The 19,823-nt window shown below is 63.1% G+C and carries 19 protein-coding genes; 10 read left to right on the forward strand and 9 right to left on the reverse strand.

What is annotated here, in order from left to right:
* Nucleotides 1-206: 206 nt before the first annotated feature.
* Nucleotides 207-404 carry a hypothetical protein gene (locus tag NFJ07_RS20860; protein ID WP_269997466.1) on the reverse strand — a complete coding sequence of 66 codons (198 nt, stop codon included), beginning with the start codon at nucleotides 402-404 and terminating at the stop codon, nucleotides 207-209.
* A 160-nt stretch (nucleotides 405-564) separates the two neighbouring features.
* Between NFJ07_RS20860 and NFJ07_RS20865 the strand changes: the two genes are divergently transcribed.
* Entirely contained in the window at nucleotides 565-972 is a 408-nt protein-coding gene (locus NFJ07_RS20865; RefSeq protein WP_269997468.1) for a VOC family protein, read from the forward strand.
* A 191-nt stretch (nucleotides 973-1,163) separates the two neighbouring features.
* Here the strand turns inward: NFJ07_RS20865 and NFJ07_RS20870 are convergent, their stop codons facing one another.
* Genes NFJ07_RS20870 through NFJ07_RS20880 form a run of 3 tightly spaced genes read right to left on the reverse strand, consistent with a single transcriptional unit; the run spans nucleotide 1,164 to nucleotide 3,662 of the window.
* A complete protein-coding gene (locus NFJ07_RS20870) occupies nucleotides 1,164-1,766 on the reverse strand; it encodes a TetR/AcrR family transcriptional regulator (protein ID WP_269997470.1) in 603 nt (200 codons plus the stop codon).
* Nucleotides 1,767-1,819: 53 nt separating this feature from the next.
* Nucleotides 1,820-3,172, reverse strand: coding sequence for a phenylacetate--CoA ligase PaaK (gene paaK / locus NFJ07_RS20875; protein WP_269997472.1), 1,353 nt, complete (start codon nucleotides 3,170-3,172; stop codon nucleotides 1,820-1,822).
* A gap of 7 nt (nucleotides 3,173-3,179) precedes the next feature.
* Nucleotides 3,180-3,662: a hotdog fold thioesterase gene (locus NFJ07_RS20880; RefSeq protein WP_269997474.1), complete on the reverse strand. Its 483-nt coding sequence runs from the start codon at nucleotides 3,660-3,662 to the stop codon at nucleotides 3,180-3,182.
* Between the two features lie 117 nt (nucleotides 3,663-3,779).
* Here NFJ07_RS20880 and NFJ07_RS20885 point away from each other — a divergent pair, with 117 nt between their 5' ends.
* Complete coding sequence (locus NFJ07_RS20885) at nucleotides 3,780-4,334, forward strand: GNAT family N-acetyltransferase (protein WP_269997476.1); 555 nt, start codon at nucleotides 3,780-3,782, stop codon at nucleotides 4,332-4,334.
* Between the two features lie 29 nt (nucleotides 4,335-4,363).
* Here the strand turns inward: NFJ07_RS20885 and NFJ07_RS20890 are convergent, their stop codons facing one another.
* Nucleotides 4,364-4,843, reverse strand: a complete 480-nt coding sequence (locus tag NFJ07_RS20890) for a hypothetical protein (RefSeq protein ID WP_269997478.1) — start codon at nucleotides 4,841-4,843, stop codon at nucleotides 4,364-4,366.
* Nucleotides 4,840-5,700, reverse strand: coding sequence for a DMT family transporter (locus NFJ07_RS20895; protein WP_269997480.1), 861 nt, complete (start codon nucleotides 5,698-5,700; stop codon nucleotides 4,840-4,842). The genes NFJ07_RS20890 and NFJ07_RS20895 overlap by 4 nt, the downstream gene beginning before the upstream one ends.
* Nucleotides 5,701-5,875: 175 nt before the next feature.
* On the opposite strand from NFJ07_RS20895, the gene NFJ07_RS20900 reads away from it, so the two are divergent.
* The 8 genes from NFJ07_RS20900 to NFJ07_RS20935 all read left to right on the forward strand — a co-directional run bounded on the left by NFJ07_RS20900 (nucleotide 5,876) and on the right by NFJ07_RS20935 (nucleotide 15,233).
* Complete coding sequence (locus tag NFJ07_RS20900) at nucleotides 5,876-7,453, forward strand: ABC transporter substrate-binding protein (RefSeq protein ID WP_269997482.1); 1,578 nt, start codon at nucleotides 5,876-5,878, stop codon at nucleotides 7,451-7,453.
* Entirely contained in the window at nucleotides 7,453-8,409 is a 957-nt protein-coding gene (locus tag NFJ07_RS20905) for an ABC transporter permease (RefSeq protein ID WP_269997484.1), read from the forward strand. Before NFJ07_RS20900 ends, NFJ07_RS20905 begins: the two co-directional genes overlap by 1 nt.
* Nucleotides 8,410-8,456: 47 nt before the next feature.
* Complete coding sequence (locus NFJ07_RS20910) at nucleotides 8,457-9,374, forward strand: ABC transporter permease (RefSeq protein ID WP_269997486.1); 918 nt, start codon at nucleotides 8,457-8,459, stop codon at nucleotides 9,372-9,374.
* Nucleotides 9,374-11,302: a dipeptide ABC transporter ATP-binding protein gene (locus NFJ07_RS20915; RefSeq protein ID WP_269997487.1), complete on the forward strand. Its 1,929-nt coding sequence runs from the start codon at nucleotides 9,374-9,376 to the stop codon at nucleotides 11,300-11,302. Before NFJ07_RS20910 ends, NFJ07_RS20915 begins: the two co-directional genes overlap by 1 nt.
* A 24-nt stretch (nucleotides 11,303-11,326) precedes the next feature.
* Nucleotides 11,327-13,360: a CocE/NonD family hydrolase gene (locus NFJ07_RS20920; RefSeq protein WP_442865381.1), complete on the forward strand. Its 2,034-nt coding sequence runs from the start codon at nucleotides 11,327-11,329 to the stop codon at nucleotides 13,358-13,360.
* A gap of 24 nt (nucleotides 13,361-13,384) precedes the next feature.
* Nucleotides 13,385-14,035: a TetR/AcrR family transcriptional regulator gene (locus NFJ07_RS20925; protein ID WP_269997490.1), complete on the forward strand. Its 651-nt coding sequence runs from the start codon at nucleotides 13,385-13,387 to the stop codon at nucleotides 14,033-14,035.
* Nucleotides 14,036-14,169: 134 nt separating this feature from the next.
* Nucleotides 14,170-14,970, forward strand: a complete 801-nt coding sequence (locus NFJ07_RS20930; protein ID WP_269997492.1) for a response regulator transcription factor — start codon at nucleotides 14,170-14,172, stop codon at nucleotides 14,968-14,970.
* An 83-nt stretch (nucleotides 14,971-15,053) separates the two neighbouring features.
* Entirely contained in the window at nucleotides 15,054-15,233 is a 180-nt protein-coding gene (locus NFJ07_RS20935; RefSeq protein WP_269997493.1) for a hypothetical protein, read from the forward strand.
* A gap of 117 nt (nucleotides 15,234-15,350) precedes the next feature.
* Here the strand turns inward: NFJ07_RS20935 and NFJ07_RS20940 are convergent, their stop codons facing one another.
* From NFJ07_RS20940 to NFJ07_RS20950, 3 genes are all read right to left on the reverse strand, one after another.
* Nucleotides 15,351-16,982 carry a GAF domain-containing sensor histidine kinase gene (locus NFJ07_RS20940; RefSeq protein WP_269997494.1) on the reverse strand — a complete coding sequence of 544 codons (1,632 nt, stop codon included), beginning with the start codon at nucleotides 16,980-16,982 and terminating at the stop codon, nucleotides 15,351-15,353.
* A gap of 56 nt (nucleotides 16,983-17,038) precedes the next feature.
* A complete protein-coding gene (locus NFJ07_RS20945) occupies nucleotides 17,039-19,273 on the reverse strand; it encodes a S9 family peptidase (protein WP_269997496.1) in 2,235 nt (744 codons plus the stop codon).
* Between the two features lie 78 nt (nucleotides 19,274-19,351).
* Complete coding sequence (locus tag NFJ07_RS20950; RefSeq protein ID WP_269997498.1) at nucleotides 19,352-19,807, reverse strand: hypothetical protein; 456 nt, start codon at nucleotides 19,805-19,807, stop codon at nucleotides 19,352-19,354.
* Nucleotides 19,808-19,823: the final 16 nt, after the last annotated feature.

Genomic DNA, 19,823 nt, shown 5'->3' on the forward strand with positions numbered 1-19,823 from the left:
CTCGCTCACTTATGTCGGGTTTCCTGCGGACGCTCGCTCACTTATGTAGGGTTTCCTGCGGACGCTCGCTCACTTATGCCAGTGTTTGGCCGGACGCTCGCTCACTTATGCACTGCATGAGCGGAACGCTCCCCATCGATGGGGAGCGTTCCGTGTCTGAGGACGAAGTCTGGGCGGGATGAATACCTCTGGCCCAGTGGTTGGATCTATTGCCCGGGGGCGCGGTATGCCGGGGTCTTCTTGGCAGCTTCGTCGAGATCCTCAACCGTCATGAGCGGCTTCAAATGCAGGCACACCGCGCCGGTCGAATTGATCATGAGTGAGAGGGCGGCGGCGCCAGGCTCGTCCGGGATCTCTTCCCGTCCCGTGATGTCCAGAACTCGGGCCTCCTGAGGTGTACCCATCACCCGTTGAGGGAAGGTCCCGGAGTTGTTCCCCTGCGAGGGGGCTGTGCACATAGTAGGCCGAGGCTATCGCCCTGACAGCGCGATCTACGCCAACGCTCGCTCACAAGGTCTTTCCGACCGCGCCCGGCGTAAGATTTTTTGCGTAGGAGGTGGCGAAGTGAACCTAGCACTCAGAACAGCCACAACCGTCTTGCCCGTCGACGACGTAGCCCGAGCCCGCAGCTTTTATGCAGAGAAACTCGGCCTCCCTCATCGCGGCATGACATGGGATGGAAATGATTTGTTTGGCACCGAAGGCGGCCCCATGCTGCAGTTGATGCCCATCAAGGACGGCATGCACTCATCGCACACTGCCCTTTCCTTTGAAGTCAGTAACATCGAGCGGACAGTCGACGAAATGGAGGCGAGCGGCGTCGAATTCCGGGATTACGACCTCCCGGACCTCAAGACCGAACACCACATTTGTACTACCGACGCCGATCGTTGCGCCTGGTTCATGGACACGGAAAACAACGTCCTCTGCGTCCATGAAAGCTTGGGGATCCAGGCCGAATACCAGCTCTGACCGGCTGGAAAGCACTCACGAACACCACACAGAACGCTCTCTCACTTTTATGTGAGCGAGCGTTCTGCCAATTGGCGATATATGTGAGCGAGCGTCGGGGGGAACGGCCATATATGTGAGCGAGCGTTCTGCCAATTGGCGATATATGTGAGCGAGCGTCGGGGGGAAGGGCCATATATGTGAGCGAGCGTCTACGTCGAGGCGTGGAGGCCGTCGAACGCCATGGTGATGACGTCGTCGGCGAGGCGCTGCGGGGAGAGTGAGCCGCCCGGTTTGTACCACTCGACGATCGAGTTGATGGTCCCGAACAGGAGCCGGGTCACGGTGCGGGGGTCGATGTCCTGGCGCAGCGTGCCCTCTTCACGGGCGGCCGAGATCAGCGCGGCCACCTTGTGATCGAAGGCACGACGCCGTTCCAGGGCATCGCGCTCGATGTCGGTGTTGCCGCGGAGCCGCAGGAGCAGCGTGACGAACGGCAGCCGGTCCACCAGCACGGCGATGGTCTGCCGCAGGACATACTCAAGCCGCGAATCAGCAGGACCGGACAAAGCCTCGGGCTGTTCCAGGATGGCCTCGAGCCCACCCAGTGCGTGCTCCAGGGCGAGCTTCAGGAGGTCACCCTTTGAAGGCACATGGTGGTAGATGGCCGACTTTGAGATCCCGAGGTTTTCGGCCAAAATGCCCATGGACGTGGCGTCGTAACCGTGGCGGTTGAAGACGTCGACGGCGATGAGCAGCACTGATTGCTGGTCGTATCCGGGGCGTCCCCGCTTGGTCACTGTTTCACTAGGCATGCTGGCCATTTTCTCATGAACGGTCGGTTGATTCGTGCACCCGCCCGGCCACGTTACCTCTTGGGTCGCATGTCGTAGACGCGGCGCAGTTTGCCGTTGGAACGCTCGAGCGAACCCGGCTCCACGACGTCCACAACGCACGAAGAACCCACGTGGATCTTGATCTGCTCGCGTAAGGCGTGTGCCGCCGTCGTGCCCGCCTCGACCGAGACGTTCTCGCGGCGCTCAATCTTGACCGTCAGCGAATCCATGCGCTTGCCCGCGGGGCGGGTGAGCTCGAGCTGGAAGTGCGGGCTGAGCTCGGGGATGCGCAGGGCGATTTCCTCGATCTGCGAGGGGAAGAGGTTCACGCCGCGCAGGATGATCATGTCGTCGCTGCGGCCGGTGATGCGGCCCATGCGGCGGTGCGCGGGACGGGCGGTGCCGGGCAGCAGGCGGGTGAGGTCCTTGGTGCGGTACCGGATGATCGGCAGGGCTTCCTTGGTGAGCGAGGTGAAGACGAGTTCGCCCGGTTCGCCGTCGGCCAGCACGGCGCTTTCCCCGCGGGAGGGGTCGAACGGGTCGATGATTTCCGGGCGGAAGTGGTCTTCCCAGATGTGGCAACCGTCCTGGGTCTCCACGGCCTCGCCGGCGACGCCCGGGCCCATGACCTCGGAGAGCCCGTAGATGTCGCAGGCCTTGATGTTCATGGTGGTCTCGAGCTCGTGCCGCATTTCCTCGGTCCACGGTTCGGCTCCGAGCACGGCGTACTTGAGCGAGGTCGACGCCGGATCCACACCCATGTGCGTCATCGCGTCGGCGATGGTGAGCAAGTACGTGGGGGTTGCCAGGATCGCGTCCGGCTTGAAGTCCTGGATCAGCTGGATCTGGCGTTCGGTCTGGCCGCCGGACATCGGGATGACGGTACAGCCGAGCGCTTCGGCACCCGCGTGGGCACCCAGGCCGCCGGTGAACAGGCCGTAGCCGTAGGCGTTGTGGACCTTCATGCCCGGGCGGACTCCGGAGGCACGGAGCGAGCGGGCCACCAGGGTGGCCCAGTTGGCGAGGTCGTTTTTGGTGTACCCGACGACGGTCGGCCGGCCTGTGGTGCCGGAGCTCGCGTGGATGCGGGCTACTTCGTTCTGCGGCACGGCGAACATGCCGAAGGGGTATTCCTGGCGGAGGTCTTCCTTGGTGGTGTACGGGAACTTGCCGAGATCGGACAGTTCGCGGAGATCCGTGGGGTGGACGCCGGCATCGTCGAACTTGCGCTTGTACAGCGGCACGCGATCGTAGGCATACGCCACGGTGTGCTGGAGGCGGCTGAGCTGCAGGGCCTCGAGCTCGTCGCGGGAGATGGTTTCTTCGCGATCTAGCTGTGCGGTGTTAAGCGGTGCGTCAGGAGCGGCGACGGTGTTCTGTGTCATAGTCTTCCTACTTCTTGGAAATGGTGCGGCTGCGGCCACGGAACTCGGCGATGAGCTCGCCGTAGCTGCCCGGATCCCCGGGCGACCCGACGGCGGCCGGTTCGCTTGGGTCCGCCGCGAAGATCTGGATGTCGTACAGGCCGCTGCGTCCGTTGTTGGCGCGACGGTTCGCGACGGCGGTGATCACCTGGCCTTGATAGGCCGGCTTGAGGAAGTTGATGTCGACGCCGGCGGCGACAGTTATGGTGTCAGCGTCCGACGGCGGCAGGACGGCCGGGTTGCAGGCGAGGGCAAACGCTGAATCCGCGAAGGCGAAGATCATTCCGCCGTGGGCCATCCCGAAGCCGTTGAGCATTTCCTGGCGGAGGGTCATCTGGACGGTGGCGTGGCCGTCGTCGATCTTGAGCACCTTGAGGCCCATCCACTCCGAGGCGGGGTCGTTCTTGAGGATCTGGTGCTGCGCTGCGCCAGAAAGGGTGGTCTCAACCATGCGTCATTGCCTCCAGCTTTATTTACCGAATGTTCATTAGGTAATCCCAGTTTGCTTGAACTGTCAAGAGGCGACCGCTCGGCGGGACGGATCCGGACCCCGTAGTAGCCTCGATGCATGCCGCTTATCGAACTGCCCATCCGGACTCCCAGGCTTGTGCTTCGCAGATTCGAGGCCACCGACCTGGAACGATTCCACGCCTACCAGTCCCTGCCCGGGACCGCGCGATTCCTACTCCGGCAGGAATTGACCCTCACTCAGTCCATGGAAGCGCTGGGCCGCTACGCCAACTTCACCTTCCAGCAAGAGGGCGACTGGGTGTGCCTTGCCATTGAGCGCGCGGACTCGCCGGGGCTGCTTGGCGAAGTTGTGCTCAAGTGGCTGCCGGGCACGGGGCAGGCCGAAATCGGCTGGATCCTGGCTCCGGAAAGCCGGGGCCAGGGCTACGCGGCCGAGGCGGCCGAGGCCGTGCTCCGCCTGGGCTTCGAGACCCTCATGTTCCACCGGATCGACGCCAAGCTGGATGCCCTGAACACCTCGTCGTCGGGATTGTGCGAGCGGCTTGGGATGCGCCGCGAAGCAGTCCTCGTGGACAACTGGCATTACAAGGGCCAATGGTCCACCGAAGTCATCTACGCCATGCTCGACTCCGAGTGGCGCGCCCGGAAATAGCCCCCGGACGTGGAGTTCAGACGTGAAGTTCAGAGGCTGCGTAGAGTCTCCGCGAGCCGCGCGGCGTAAGCCTCGGCGCGTCGCACCGACGACTCGGAGTAAGCCCCCGCGACGTCCAGCAGGTTGAGACAGCCGAGGAATCGGCCGTCGTCGACGATCACTGCGTTGATAGCTGCGCCGAGATTGAGGGCGCCAAGGACATCCTGGTGTTCGAACGCATCCGAATCGATGGCTCCCTGGTCCGAAGCGAGGAATGATTCCTGGCGTACGACGCAGTGTTGGAGCCAGTCTTCACCCAGTTCGCTTGAGATCCCACCCACCCGGTAGAGCCCCGGCATGCTGGAAAACACCCGGACCAAGTCCCCAGTCGCAGGACGCCAGAAGGAGATGGTTGTCAGCAATGCCCCCACGTCCGCCGTGACGGAGGCGGCGATGTCGGCGAGCTTAGCGGAGGCGGCCGCAGGGAGGGGAATTTCGACGTATTCCTCCTCGAATTGGGGGACAGTCATGGTGCGGGCTCCAGTTCTTTTTCGGGTGCGATGGATGCAGTTGCCCGGGAGAGCAAGATGACGCCGGCCAATGCGGCCGCGCCTCCGATGAGGGACGCGATACTGGGGACTTCGCCCAGCAAAATCCACCCGAGCAGGAGGGACAGCACCGGCACGACGTATAGGAGCGAACCGCCCTCTGCCACGCTGGTCCTCGACAGGGAGACATTCCAGAAACCGTAGGCCACCACCGTGCAGATCACCACGAGCAAGGCCAATGCCAGCCAGGCGGTCCACGTGAACTCCGCCGGTGCCACTGCGAACCGGGCGGTCGGCAGCGTGGCCACTCCGCCGATGAGGGATCCCCAGAAGACCACCTCGAGCGGAGGGACGCGTGCCAGCAGGGGTTGTTGGACGATCAGGAATGCCGACAGGAGAAGTGCGGCTGCCACGATGTACAGGGCGTCGCCGTTGAAGCCGACGGCCACGGAATCGCCCAGCGTAATGACTACGACGCCTGCTACGGCAATCAGCATCCCCCAGTAGCCCAGGCTGGACGTTCTCTCCCGCAGCATGAGATGGCCGAGGACGAACGCGAAAACGGGCGAGATATTCAGCAGGAGGCTTGTTGTTCCGGCTGGAACGGTCGTCTGCCCCAGGTTCAGGAGTAGGCCGAAGCCGGCATATCCCAGTAATCCCGCGACCAGCATCCTCGGAATGTCACGACCCCGCAGGGTAGGTCGCTGCCGCCGGACCAGTAGGACCAAGCCAAGCACGACGGCGGCACCCAAGTAGCGCAGCGGCGTCAGGTCTTGCGGGTCCACCACTTTCAGGGCCTCGCGGGTAGCCACGTATGTGGGCGCGGAAGACAGCACCATCAGCACATCTGGTCTTCGGTACCATCCGGTCACAATTGGGGCCTTCCCGGTGAAATGGCCCTTTGTTTCAGGGCGGTTAAATTATTCGGAGAACTATTGCTCTCTCAGACGATTTATTCGTACAGTACATGAATTAGATCGTTCGCGGAAGAAATAAAGATAAGGATTCGGCACCATGGATTCACGGATCGAAGCACCAACAGGGTGGCTGTCCCGGCGCACCCTTCTCGCCGGTTCGGCCCTGTTGCTGGCCCCGGCGGTCCTCGCAGCCTGCGGGGTCAGCCCGTCGTCGTCGACCACGGGTGCCGCGACCGGCGCTGCTCGCCAGGGCGGGACGTTGCGCATCGCCCGGCCGCCGGCGTCGAAGGCCGAAACGTTGGACCCTGCCAGTTCTTTGTCCGCTTATGAATACCTGGGCGCCCTTTACAACCGCTTGGTCAAGCTTTCGGCCAAGGGTGAGCTCGTTCCGGACCTGGCCGAGTCGTGGACATTGTCCGCAGATGCGATGAGCTGGACTTTTGTCCTGCGCAAGGGCGTGACCTGGCACGACGGGAAGCCGTTCACCGCCCAGGACGTCATTTTCTCGATTCAGCACATCCTGGATCCGGCCACCAAATCTCCGCAGGCCGGAGTGCTTTCCCCCTTTGTCGATGGCAACTCCATCAAGGCCCCGGATGCCACAACCGTGGTTTTTGCCCTGAAGTCTCCGAACGCCGAATTCGCCAGCTTGCTGACCGGATACAACTGCTACATCATCCCGGCCGGTTCCGCAGCCACCATCGGTGCCAGCGGCATCGGCACCGGTCCGTTCAAACTGAAGAGTTTCACGGCAGCAGGCCCCGGTTCCATCGTGCGCAATCCCAACTACTTCGGCGACAAACCAGCATTGGACGGGATTGAGTTCTCCTCCATCGCCGACACCCAGGCTCGGGTGAACGCCTTGCTGGCAGGGCAGGTTGACCTCGTGGCCCAGACCAACCTCGACTTCGCCACCGCCAAGACGGTTTCGGCCTCTTCGGTTGCAACGGTCACCAGTGTGAAGAACGCCCAGTGGTATCCGGTACCCATGCTCAACACCAGCCCGGAATTCAAAGACCCGGATATCCGCCGCGCTTTCGCGCATGCGTACAACCCGGACGAAGTATTCAAACTGGCGGTGCAGGGCAATGGAACCGTCGCGCACAACAATCCCGTGCCGCCCACCGAGGCCTACTACCTCGACTATGGCCTGGGCTACGACCCGGATAAGTCGAAGTCCCTGCTGAAGGCAAAGGGCTTTGACCACTTTGATGTGCCCATCTACACCTCCAGCTACGATCCCGTGCTGTCCCCACTCGCGCTGGCCTTGCAGAGTTCAATGAAGGCCGCCAACATCAACTTGGCGGTGACCAACTCTCCCGCGGACTCCTACTTCACCGACGTCTGGATGAAGAAGCCGCTGATGACCACCTACTGGTACACGGGCCGCCCCATCGACCAGTTGCTGAACCAGATCTTCCGTACTGGTTCTTCGTACAACGAGACGGCCTACTCGAATGCCACGTTCGACCAGACTTTGGATGCGGCCCGGGCCACCGTGGACGCGGCCAAGCGGAAGACGCTCTACCAGGATGCGCAGAAGATCCTGATCGACGACGGCGGCTCCCTGACTCCGTTCTTCTCCGACCGGATCACCGGGCTGAGCAAGCAGGTAGTCAACTACAGCGAGCACGGCTTCGAATTCGACTACATCAACATCGGGCTGCGTGCATAATGGTCACGTTTTTCGCCAAGCGGTTGGGCTGGTCCGTCTTCACGGTGCTGCTGGCCACGGTACTGGTTTTCAGTGCCATCCAGTCCCTACCGGGAGACGCGGCCACCCAGCTGCTGGGCCAGAACGCCACGCCGTCGGCCGTGGCGACTATGCGGCAACAACTCGGGTTGGATGAGCCGCCTGTCTCGCGTTTCTTCACTTGGCTCGGCAAGGCGTTGCACGGCGACTTCGGCAACTCCCTCGTCGGCGGCGGCAGCGTCGCTGGAGAAGTGGGCTCCGCCTTGGTGAACACGTCCCTCCTGGCCGGCATCACCATCGTGATCGGCATCCTGCTCTCCCTTGTGTTGGGCCTTGTTGCCGGCCTGACCCGCGACCGGTGGCCGGACATCTCGATTTCCACTCTGGCGCTCGTAGGGATGAGCGTTCCGGAGTTTGTGGTGGCCACCGTGCTGGTGCTCCTCTTCTCCATCTACATCCCGATTTTCCCGGCAGTGGTGATTGCAGGGCAGAATGCCTCCCTCGCGGATCTTCTACCCTCGGTCTGGCTACCTGCCGGGGCGCTGATTTGCGTTCTTGCGGCGTACATCATCCGGATGATGCGCACCTCGGTGATCGACGTGATGGACAGCGAGTTTGTCCGCACAGCGATCTTGAAAGGCAACTCGACTTCCCGGGTGGTCTTCAAGCACCTGCTGCCCAGCGCCATGTTGCCCACCCTGAACGTGATCGCCATGAACATAGCTTGGCTGGTCGGCGGTGTGGTGGTTGTGGAAAGCATTTTCAACTATCCGGGAATCGGCACCCTGATGATCAGATCTGTCCAGACGCGTGACCTTCCCACCATCTTGCTCATCACGGTGATGAGCGCGTTGACATATGTGGTGTGCAACCTGCTGGCGGACTTTGCAGCGTTCCTGCTGAATCCACGGCTGCGATACCCGAGGAACAGCAAATGACACGGAGCAGCAAATGACACAGAGCAGCAAATGACACGGAGCAGCAAATGAGCGCAATGACGACGGCCCCGGCACCCAAGGACGCGGCACCCACGGGACCGGCCCCCAAGTCCCCAGGCAGCTTTGGACGAGTGGTCCGGTCCATCCTCAAGTCCCGGGCGGCCACTTTCGGTTTTGCCTTGGTGATAGTGAATATCGTGGTGGCGGTCCTGGCCCCGGTGTTGACTTCCTATGATCCGATCGCCACGGACGCGATGAGCGCCCTGCAAGAGAGCTCCGGCGCTCACTTGCTAGGCACGGATGCTCTCGGCCGGGATACCCTGACGCGAACCTTGTTTGGTGGCCAGTACGCATTGGCCATCAGTTTCACTGCCACCGGGCTGACGGTTTTGCTGGGATCCGTCATCGCGGGCATCGCAGCGTACCGTGGCGGCATTGTGGATGACATCATCACCAGGGTGTTGGATTCGGTGCTGGCGGTACCGGCAATCCTGTCGATGTTGGTGGTTGTGACCATCTTCGGTACGGGCCCTTGGGTGATCATTTTGGCCGTTGTGGTGGTCTATACGGGCGGGGTGACCCGTATTGTCCGGGCCGCAGCAATGGACGTGATGCCCAAGGACTTCATCACCGCCGCCAAGGCGCGGGGCGAGGGGATGTTCTCCATTCTCTTCCGGGAAGTCTTCCCCAATGTCTTGGACATCATCTTGGTGGAATTCGCCATGCGGGCCTCCTGGGTGGTGCTGCTTATCAGCTCGCTGTCCTTCCTGGGCTTCGGCGCCAGCCCGCCGACGCCGGACTGGGGCCTCATGGTGGCCGAGAACCGGAACCTGATGGCTGTTGTGCCACTGGCCACGTTGTCGCCCATTGCGGCGCTCGCGTCCTTGATTGTTGGACTCAACCTTGCGGCCGATGGGCTTGCGAAGAGCTTCGGCATCGACCGAATGAAGGAGGTGCTGGGCTAGTGACACTAGATGCAGCCGACACCACATATGAAGCAACCGCGGTCAACGGAACGGACATCGTCCGGATCGAGAACCTCAGCGTTTCCTACCGCTCGGGAAACCGCCAAGTGGACGTCCTCAAGGACGTGACCTTGCAGCTGCGGCGCGGCCACGTTCTAGGCCTGGTGGGGGAGTCGGGTTCCGGGAAGTCTACGCTGGCCGGTGCCTTGCTGGGCTCCCTGCGGAGCACGTCCTTCGTGTCCAACGGGTCCGTGCAGGTGGCGGGTCAGGACGTCTTTGCACTTGCCCCGCGGGAGCTGCGCCGCCTTCGCATGTCTGAGGTTGCGATGGTCCCGCAGAATGCCGGAAACGCGCTGACTCCCACCATGAAGATCGGAGAGCAGATCGCCGAAGTCCTTCACCACCTCAAGGGAAACAAGGCCGCACAGCGGGCCCGCGCCGAGGAATTGCTCCGGTTGGTCAGGCTTCCCAACCCGGGGCCGGGGCTGGACAGGTACCCGCACCAGTTTTCCGGCGGACAACAACAGCGCATCGGGATTGCCATGGCGCTCGCCGCCAATCCGTCCCTCCTGGTCCTTGATGAACCGACTACTGGACTGGACGTGGTCACGCAGGCCGCCATCCTTGACCTTCTCGCGGAGCTACAGCAGACGCTGGGCATGTCCATGGTGATGGTCAGCCATGACTTGGGCGTCATTGACAAGATGTGCACAGACATTGCCCTGCTCCGCAAGGGCGCGGTGGTGGAATCCGGCCTGACTCGAAGCGTCCTCGCGAAGCCGCAGCATGCTTACACGCGCGGCCTGATCGACAGCGTGCCGCGGATCGACACCCCCGGCATCCCTCCTGGAATGGACCAGGCAGTCATCGACGCCGGGACCGTGCGGGAAGGCGCTGTGCAGTTGTACATCCGGACTCCGCCAAGGGAGGCCAAGCCCGTGCTGAGCGTCCGGGACCTGACAATCGACTACCGCAAGAAGCCAGTTCCCGGCACGGGTCCCACGGTGCAGGATGTCAGTTTTGAGGTTAACGCCGGCGAGATTGTGGCGCTCGTGGGCGAATCCGGTTCCGGAAAGTCCACCATCGCCAACGCCATTGCGGGCTTGCAGAAGAGCGAAGGGGGACGGATGTCCCTCGCGGGGTCCGGGGACGAGCCTGCAAACGGCCTGAGGGGTAGCGGCAATCTGGCCGGGACCGTATCCAGCCGCCCCAAGAGTCTCCGCCAAGCCGTGCAGTTGATCTTCCAAAATGCCGATACTTCGCTGAATCCAAGGCATTCGGTCCGGACGGCTATCGCGCGGCCGTTGAAGCTTTTCGGCGTCAAAGGATCCACCGTGGAGCGGGCGTTGGAAGAAGTGGAGCTCCCGGCCAGCTTCGCGCAGCGGCTGCCCGGCCAGCTTTCGGGTGGGCAACGCCAGCGAGTCGGCATCGCCCGGGCCATCGCCGCTGGCCCGTCCCTCGTGCTAGCGGACGAAGTTGTGTCAGCGCTTGACGTCTCGGTGCAATCTTCCATCCTGCGCCTGATGGACACCCTGAGCCGGGACAAGGACATCGGCTTCCTTTTCATCACCCATGACCTCGCCGTCGTCCGGTCAGTAGCGGACCGTGTAGTGGTCCTGTACCTCGGACGCATCGTCGAGGACGGCACAGTGGAGGAGATCTTCTCCAACACGTCCCATCCATACACCCGGCTCCTGCTGGACTCGGTGATCGAACTCGGCGATGACCATGAGGCCAAGGCGCAAGGAGTCCGGGACGAAATCCCTGACGCCCCGCCCGAGCTTGGATGCCCCTTTGCCAGCCGGTGTCCGATTGTCCGCGACGTTTGCCGCACGGTGGTCCCGCCCGCCATCCAGGTTTCGGACACGCACCATATCAAATGCCACGCTGACGTGGCAGACCTCCGCCAGGCACCCGCTGCCCTCTAGCGCTGCACGCACCCTAGAAAGGAAATGCCCGTGAAGATCCGCACGGACTTCCCCCACTCCGTCACCGTCATGGAACACGTCCTCATTCCGATGAGCGACGGCGTCCAGTTGGCTGCCACAATCTGGCTTCCCGAAGGCGCGGCCTCACGGCCAGTGCCTGCACTGTTGGAGTACTTGCCCTACCGGCGCGGGGACTGGACGGCACCGCGTGATGCGCAGCGCCACCCGTGGTACGCGGGCCATGGCTACGCCTCGGTCCGTGTGGACATGCGCGGCTGCGGAGATTCCGAAGGCGTCATGCTTGACGAGTACCACCCCCAGGAACAAGCAGACGGCGTTGAGGTCATCGAGTGGCTGGCCGCCCAGCCCTGGTGTACCGGCAAAGTGGGAATGTTCGGAATCTCCTGGGGCGGATTCAATGCCTTGCAGCTCGCCGCGGAGCAGCCGGAGGCGCTTAAAGCTATTGTCACGGTCTGCTCCACGGACGACCGGTACGCCGACGACGTGCACTATTTCGGCGGTGCGATGCTGGGCATCGACATGACTTCCTGGGCTGGAACCATGCTCGCGTTCCAGTGCCGCCCGCCCGCGCCCTGGCGGGTTGGCGACGCTTGGGAAACCATGTGGAAGGAACGCCTGGAAGCCCTCCAGCCTTTCTCCGAAATTTGGATGGACCACCAAGAACGCGATGACTACTGGCGTCACGGTTCGGTCTGCGAGGACTACTCCAAGATCACCGCTGCTGTTTTGGCCGTCGGAGGCTGGGCCGATCCCTACCGCAACACCGTTTTTCGGTTGTTGGAGCATCTTGACGCCCCCGCGCAAGGGCTGATTGGCCCATGGTCGCACCAGTATCCGGACATCCAGCGCACACCCGGTCCTACCATTGGCTTCCTGCAGGAGACCTTGCGTTGGTGGGACTACTGGCTCAAAGGCATCGAAACGGAGGTCATGGCCGAACCCGCGCTGCGCGCCTATCACCAGGATTCCGTACGCCCGGCCACCCATTACCCCGAGCGGGCGGGCACCTGGGTGGGACTGGACGGCTGGCCGTCCGCCGACGTCGGGCAGCGGCGCTTCAAGCTAAGTTCAGATTTGCGCAGCTTGGCAACGGACGCCGCCGGGATGGCCGTCGTCGACACACCGCAACACAACGGCGTGGACGCTGCCCGGTGGTTCCCCTTCGGGAATCTGTCCGATCTGCCGCCGGACCAGCGCGCCGAGGATGGGCGCTCGGTGGTATTCGAGACGCCGGTCCTCGCGGCGGACATCAACCTGTTTGGCTACGCCCGTCTGAAGCTGCGGGTCAACAGCAGCACGCCCCGGGCCAATGTGATTGCCCGGCTCTGCGATGTTGGGCCGGACGGATCGTCCACGCTGATCACCCGCGGGGCCATCAACCTGGCAAGACGCAACGGGATGGACAAGGCGGAGGAGCTCGTTCCAGGTCAATTCGTGGACGCCGAGATCGAGTTCACCTCCATGTCGTGGCAGATTCCGGCCGGGCACAGGCTCCGGCTCGCATTGGCCACGACGTATTGGCCCTGGATCTGGCCGCACGGCGAACAAGGTTTTGTGACTGTTGATGCCGGGCAGAGCGTATTGGAGCTCGACGACCTTGATCCTGCCGCCATTGGAAGGCGCGATGTCGCCTTCGAAGAGGCTGAGCAAGCCCCTGGTTTGGACATCAGGCCCGGACCTGCGCTGGCCGCCCGCCCCGAACGTGAGGTCAGGTACGAGCCGCAATCGGAGTCCTGGACCTTGACAGTGGACCCGAACTACGGCGGCAACCGGATCTACCCGGACGGCCTGAACTTTGGCGAAGAAGCCCTCGAACGGTATTCGATCTCGGGAAACGATCCCCTGACGGCGCGGGCTGAGTCCATGTGGAACGTCTCCCTGCAGCGCGAGGACTGGGGAGTTAGGATCGAAACCCACGCTACGGTCACCGCCAGCAAGGACCACTATGTGCTGCACAACGAAGTCAAGACGTTCAAGGACGAGCAACTATTCTTTGAAAAGACTTTTGAGAAGCGCATCAGTCGGACATCGGCCTGACCAGGGGAAACGAGGACGAGCGACATGACAACTACCGCCAAGGACCACGAAGAGCGGCCCCGCGCCAAGACTGTCGGCGAACGGCAGCGGCACCCTACTGAAGTGCGGCGTCAGCTGGTGGTTGACGCCGCACGGGACCTGATCGCGGACAAGGGGTTGTTCAATGTCCTTATCCGCGACATTTCAAAGGCATGCGGAGTGTCACCCGGGACCATCACCTACCATTTCAAGAGTCTCGACGAAGTCCTGATGGAAGTAGTCAAGGCAGAAACCGCGGACTTCTACGTTCCGCTCCAGGAGAGCGCCAGGGGGTCCGGCGACCCCACCAAGGAACTGTTGTATTTCCTGGAGGGAATGTTCGGCTCCGACGCGAACTCCCGCCGGCATTGGCTGATCTGGTTCGACTTCTGGTCCGCTGCGGCCAGGGACGAAGCCTACGGGCGCTGGATGAGCGAACACTACGACGGCTGGCGCAGCGCGCTGCGCGAGATTACCGAACGTGGCGTCAGCGAGGGATCTTTCGTCTGCGACGATCCCCGGAGCTTCGCCATTGAAACTGCCGCCATGGTGGATGGCCTCGCCGTCCAATGCTATGCACGAGGTTCATCCCTGCCGGTGGAAACATCGCGGAGCCTGCTTATCGCGTTCGTGAGGCGCGAGCTCCAGATCAGCTGAGTGGCGCGCCCGGAAATAGCCGCGGCTTCAAGGGGAAACGGACTTACGCTGAAATGCGCGAGGGTAGCAGGCGCTGCTGGTGTTAAGGTGGGCTGAGCATAAGAGATGGGGATCTTGACGTGGGCGCACCGGGCGTGGCTGTAGTAATCGAGGATGACGATGACATTCGTGAGGTGGTCCATGCCGTTCTCGAAGCATCAGGCCTAGAGGTTTACGCGGCCGGGAACGGTCTTGATGGCGTCGATGCAGTCCGCCTTCACAACCCGGACGTGATTACCTTGGACCTCGGCCTGCCCGACATTGATGGGATCGAGGTCACCCGCCGCGTCCGGGAGTTCAGTGACGCCTACATCATCATGCTCACGGCCCGCGCGCGCGAGGTGGACACACTTCAAGGGCTGGCCGTCGGCGCGGACGACTTTGTCACCAAGCCCTTCCGCCCCCGCGAGCTCCTGGCCCGGGTTGAGACGCTCCTCCGCCGGCCGCGCGGCAGCAAGCTTTTGAGCAGTTCCGGAGGGAGCACGACGGCGGAGCTGTCGCCGGCTCCGGCTCTGAACGCACCAACCGCACCCACGCCCGTGCTGCCGGGGACCGAGCCATCAGGCCTGGAACACAACGGCCTTTACCTGGACGTGGCCACGCGGACCACCCGGGTGGGTACCGAAGAGGTGCAACTGACCCGCACCGAGTTCGACCTCCTTCAGGCCCTCATGGAGGCAGGACGCGTAGTCCGAAGCACCACGGGGCTCGCCCGCTGGCTCCACGCCAGGGAGTACGAAACCGGAGGCTACGTCAGCGAGTCCGAAGAGCGCGCAATCCAGGTACACATCGCCAATCTGCGGCGGAAGCTCGGCGATTCGGCGCAGTCGCCGCGGTGGGTGGAAACTGTGCGTGGCGTCGGTTACCGCCTAGCGGCAAAGACTTCGGAAAACTGAGCTGATCTTAAGGGAACCTTTAACAACGCTCTTTACGCTGAGAAAGTCACCTTTCGGATTTTTACGGCTCAAAGGAGCAATGCATGAAAAAATTCGCCGCAACACTTCTCATGACGGGCCTGCTCGCTATTGGCGGATTTGTCACTCCTGCCAATGCCGCCCCGAAGCACGACACCACGAGCACCACAGTAACGACGGTTACCACCGTCCCTGTTGTGACCGACCCTGTCCACTACGCGCAAATCGGTTGGTGGCCCAACTAGCTCGCATTAGATGCCGTTTAGAAGCCTCATAACGGCATCTACTGCCAGCTACTTGGGCGGACGGACAAGAAAGTTCCACGCACCGCCTCGGGCCACCGCCCAGGGGCGGTGTTCTTTTTAGCTCTCCGTTTCCAGGGGGAGCCGGACTGAAACCGTGGTTCCCACGCCGAGGGCGGACTTGACATCGAGCAGGCCGGAATGGCGTTCCACAATGTCGTGGGCTATCGCCAGGCCAAGTCCGCTCCCGGGGATGGCCGCGGTGGACGCGTTTGAGGCGCGGAAGAATCGTGTGAATACCTGGTCGATTTCCGTTTCGGGGATCCCGACGCCGGTGTCCTCCACGCGCACGATCACGCTGGGAACTGTGTCTGGATCCGAGGTGATCCCGCTGCTGACGGCGACGTGGCCGCCGTCGGGCGTGAACTTGATCGCGTTACTGATGATGTTCGCGAAGACCTGCTCGAGCTTGGCCTCGTCGGCCTGGACGGTCACGGTTCCTGGCGCATGCATCACGGTAAGTGACAGTGAACGGGCGTCGGCGAGCGGCTGCAACGTCGAAACAACAAGCCTCAGCAGGGTGCCCACATTCACGCGGCTCAATTGGAGGTCGCCGGAAGTGTCCTGGTGCGAGACGGTGAGCATGTCTTCGATCAGCCGTCGGAGGCGCTCGGCATTCCGTGAAATGACGTCGACCATCCGCCCGACACCCGCAGGAAGCGGTCCACCGGCGCCAGCGCGGATCATGTCCAGATAGGCCGTGATGGACGTCAGTGGGGTTCGAAGTTCGTGGTTCACAGTGGTGAGGAAATCGGTCTTGGCCTGGTCGAGTTCCTGGAGCTTGTACATGACTTGCTGTTGCGCACCGATCAGGTGGCTCTGCATCAGGCCATACGCCAAGTTGCCCGAGACGTGCTGAATCAGGCCTATTTCCGCCCGGGTCCATTCCTGCGCCGTGTCCGGGCGGGCGATCCAGATGACGCCCAGAACGAGATCTCCCTCGCCTACCGGCACCACAACAGAGGCCGACGGCGCACCCGCACCACCGGAGTCACCCGCACCACCCAGCGCACCCGCGAGAGCCCTTTTCGGCAGCGGCTGCACCTCCGCTTCTGCCCACAATCGTTCCGCCAGCTCGAACGTGGCGATGTCGTCGGTGAGTTCGCCCGGAAGGACTCCGGGTACCAATCCTGGCGCGTTCCATTCGGCGCTCACTTGCGGCACACGTGTGTCCGGGAACGTGGTGAACCAGACGTGTTCTGCGCCCAGGGCCTCGCCGATTCCATTCACCAGATGCCGGGCAATCTGGCCCGGATCAATGGTGGACCGGATCGCCGCGGACACTTTCCGCAGGCTTTCCCGCAGCGACTCGGCTTCGGAACGGCGGCGCGTCCGTTCGGCGGCACGGGCTATCAGTACCAGGGCCCTGTGTGCCCGAAAGGCGGGCGGCTGGCCCCGGTAGGCAAAATCCGCAATGGTCCAGGCTTCCAGGGCAGCAACATCCAGCTCGTCCTCGGGATCCAACAAGAGCAAAACCGGGGCGTCATTCCGGGGGAGGAACTCGCGGAGGCCGTTGTCTACCACCAGCACGTCGCTCGGTTCGCTTTCCACCGCGGCCGCAAGCGAACCGGCGTCGGGCGCTGAACGAACCATGAACCCCGCCGCGGTGAGCGCGGCAACCGTCTCGGCGAGACGGGCCGGGTCAGGGTCGGCCACCAAAGCACGGTTTGGCACCGATTCGTCGTTAGTCAAGCTACGCTCCTACTGTCCGGTTCGGCCCCCATTTGGAGAGCCTACTATCGAGAACGTTACTTGAGCCCTGCCCCGGGCAGGAGTTCGACGGTGCCGAGCGAGTCCGCGACGAAGGCATAGTCCCAGGCGCGCTCGCGCCACTGCACGTATCGTCCTGAGGCTCCGCCGTGTCCGCCGTCCATCTCGATCTTCATCACGATCGGCGCCGTGCCGGTGGTCTCCGAGCGCAGCACTTGGACCCACTTGGCGGGTTCCACGTAGAACACGCGGGTGTCGTTGAAGGACGTGACAGCAGCGATCCGCGGGTACGGAACGGCGCGGACGTTCTCGTACGGAGTGTAGGACTTCATGTACTCGTACACCTCGGAATCTGTAATGGGATTGCCCCACTCCTCCCACTCAAGCGCGGAGAGCGGCAGTTCCGGGTCCAGGATGGTGTTGAGCGCGTCCACGAAGGGCACGGCGGCCACGATCGCCGCGTACTTTTCCGGTGCAAGGTTGGCCACGGCTCCCATCAGCAGGCCGCCTGCGGAGCCACCCATGGCGGCGATCCGCTCCGGCGCCACCCAGCCGGACTGTGAAAGCCAGTCTGTTGCGGCGATGAAGTCCGTGAAGGTGTTCTTCTTGTTGAGTTTCTTGCCGTCGTCGTACCAGCGCCGGCCGAGCTCGCCGCCGCCGCGGATGTGGGCGATCACCATGACGATTCCGCGGTCGAGGAGGGACAAACGTGCCACGCCGAAGCCGGGATCCATGCTGACCTCGTACGAGCCATAGCCGTAGACCAGGCCTGCAGCGCTTGAGTCTTGCGTAAGGGAGGCGTGCCGCAGCACGGACAGCGGGACGCGCGTGCCGTCCGCCGCCGTCGCCCATTCCCGGGTGGCCACGTAGTCGGACGCGGTGTAGCCGCCCAGCACCGGGCTTTCCTTCCGCAGCAGCAGTTCGCCGTGCGGCAGCGCCGTGGTGGGCAGCACGAAGTCGTACACCCGCGACGGCGTGAAGAAGGAGGTGTAGCCGATCCGGATCACCGGGGCCTCGTAGTCCGAACCCGCCACGCCGGCGGTGTACAGCTCCTCGTCGAAGGCGGGCTCCACGGCCGCAAGCTGCGCCGCGGTTCCCAGCCCGGCGAGGGGCAGCACCTGCACGCGTTCGATCGTGTCCTGCCGTACCGCCACCACCAGATGCGTCGAGGTGACGCCGGCCCCGTTGACGCGAACGGCGTCGGAATGCTCGACGACGGTGCGCCAGTGCTGCTCGGCCAGGGGCTTGGCGAACTCGGCCGGGTCCGCGATGGACACCATCGAGTTGATGGCGTCTTTGTTGTGGGTCAGGAGGATGGTCTCCGCTTTTCGTCCATCGGCGCCGTCAAGGAGGAACGGCTCGGCCTCGTAGAGGATGCGTTCATCGCGGGAAATCACGGTGGACAGGCCGGCGTCGAAGTCGTCAAAGCGCAGCAGGCGCGTCTCGCTGAATTCCGAGCAGCCGATGCTCAACACGAGGTACCTCCGGTCGGAGGAGAGCTCGAATCCGAGCCACATGGCGACGTCGTCCTCTTGGTAGATCACCTCGTCCTCGCTGACAGGCGTGCCCAAGACGTGCGACTTCACCTGGTACGGGCGCCAGGAATCGTCCACCACGGTGTAGAAGATCCGGGTGCCATCGGGGGAGAAGGCCACACCGTAGAAAATGTTCTCGATGACGTCGGGCAGCAGTTCGCCCGTCCGCAGGTCCTTGATGCGGAGCGTGAAGCGTTCCTCGCCGGAATTGTCCACAGCGTAGGCATAGAGGTTGCCGTCCCGGGTCACGGCGGTGCCGCCAATCGAGAAGAACGGCTTGCCTTCCGCCTCGGCATTGCCGTCCAGCAAGACTTCTTCGCCCTGGAGTTCGACGCCGGGTTCCACCGCCGGCGGAGTCCAGTCCGCTACTGCGTCGCCCGAGTTTGCAGCCCGGAAACGGCACAGGATGCCGTACTCCTTGCCCTCAACGGAGCGGGTGTAGTACCACCAATCGTCCTTGCGGCTAGGGACCGAGAGGTCCGTCTCCTGGGTGCGTCCCTTGATTTCCTGGAAGATGGCCTCCCGCAGCGGTTCCTGGTGCGCGGTGACGGCCTCCTGGTAGGCGTTTTCAGCCTTCAAATGCTCAACGACCTCGGAGGATTCCTTGTCCCGCAGCCATTCGTAGTTGTCCACGAAAACATCGCCGTGGTGCTCGCGCGTGTGCGGCACCTTCTTGGCGACGGGGGCCGTTGGGCCGTCGACGTGGGATGGCTGGGCGGAACCGGAAGTCTGGGTCATGCTCTCAATATATAGAGGCTGTACGACATCCGCGCCCGCGTTCGCTGCGGGGGTAGCAATGGGGGTAGCGGTGCGCGCTTAGGTGCAGGTGAATTGGCCCGTCTTGGCCGTGCCGGTCCAGACGTTGCTGGTCCCGGGGACCGCATATTGGTTTTGGACGGACCAGTTCCAGGTTCCAAGGTGGGGAACGATTTTCGCGGTGTAGGTTCCGCCGCCGCTTTGATTGCTGCTGCCCGTAAAGACGACGATCCCGAGGATCGAGGTGACGGTGAATTGTCCCTGGAAGCGGGGATCCGTCAATGCCCAGTCTGTGACGCTGATGGTGAGGTTCGATCCTTGGCAACTCGCGCTGACCGTGGCGGTCGACGCCAGGGTGGCGGAAGACACGGGCTGCGAAGCGCCCGCGGACGAATTGAAAGCAGCTTGGGCGATGCCGGGTGCGAAAACCAGTACGGCAGCCGCTGCCAGAACCGCGGCGACTCGGCCGAACGCAGGCGTCTGCGCGACGTCGGCGGTGCTCCGGCTTCTACGCAAGGTCAGCGGCTTTCTG

It is taken from the genome of Arthrobacter sp. B2a2-09 (assembly GCF_027587375.1).
Taxonomy (GTDB): Bacteria; Actinomycetota; Actinomycetes; order Actinomycetales; family Micrococcaceae; genus Arthrobacter.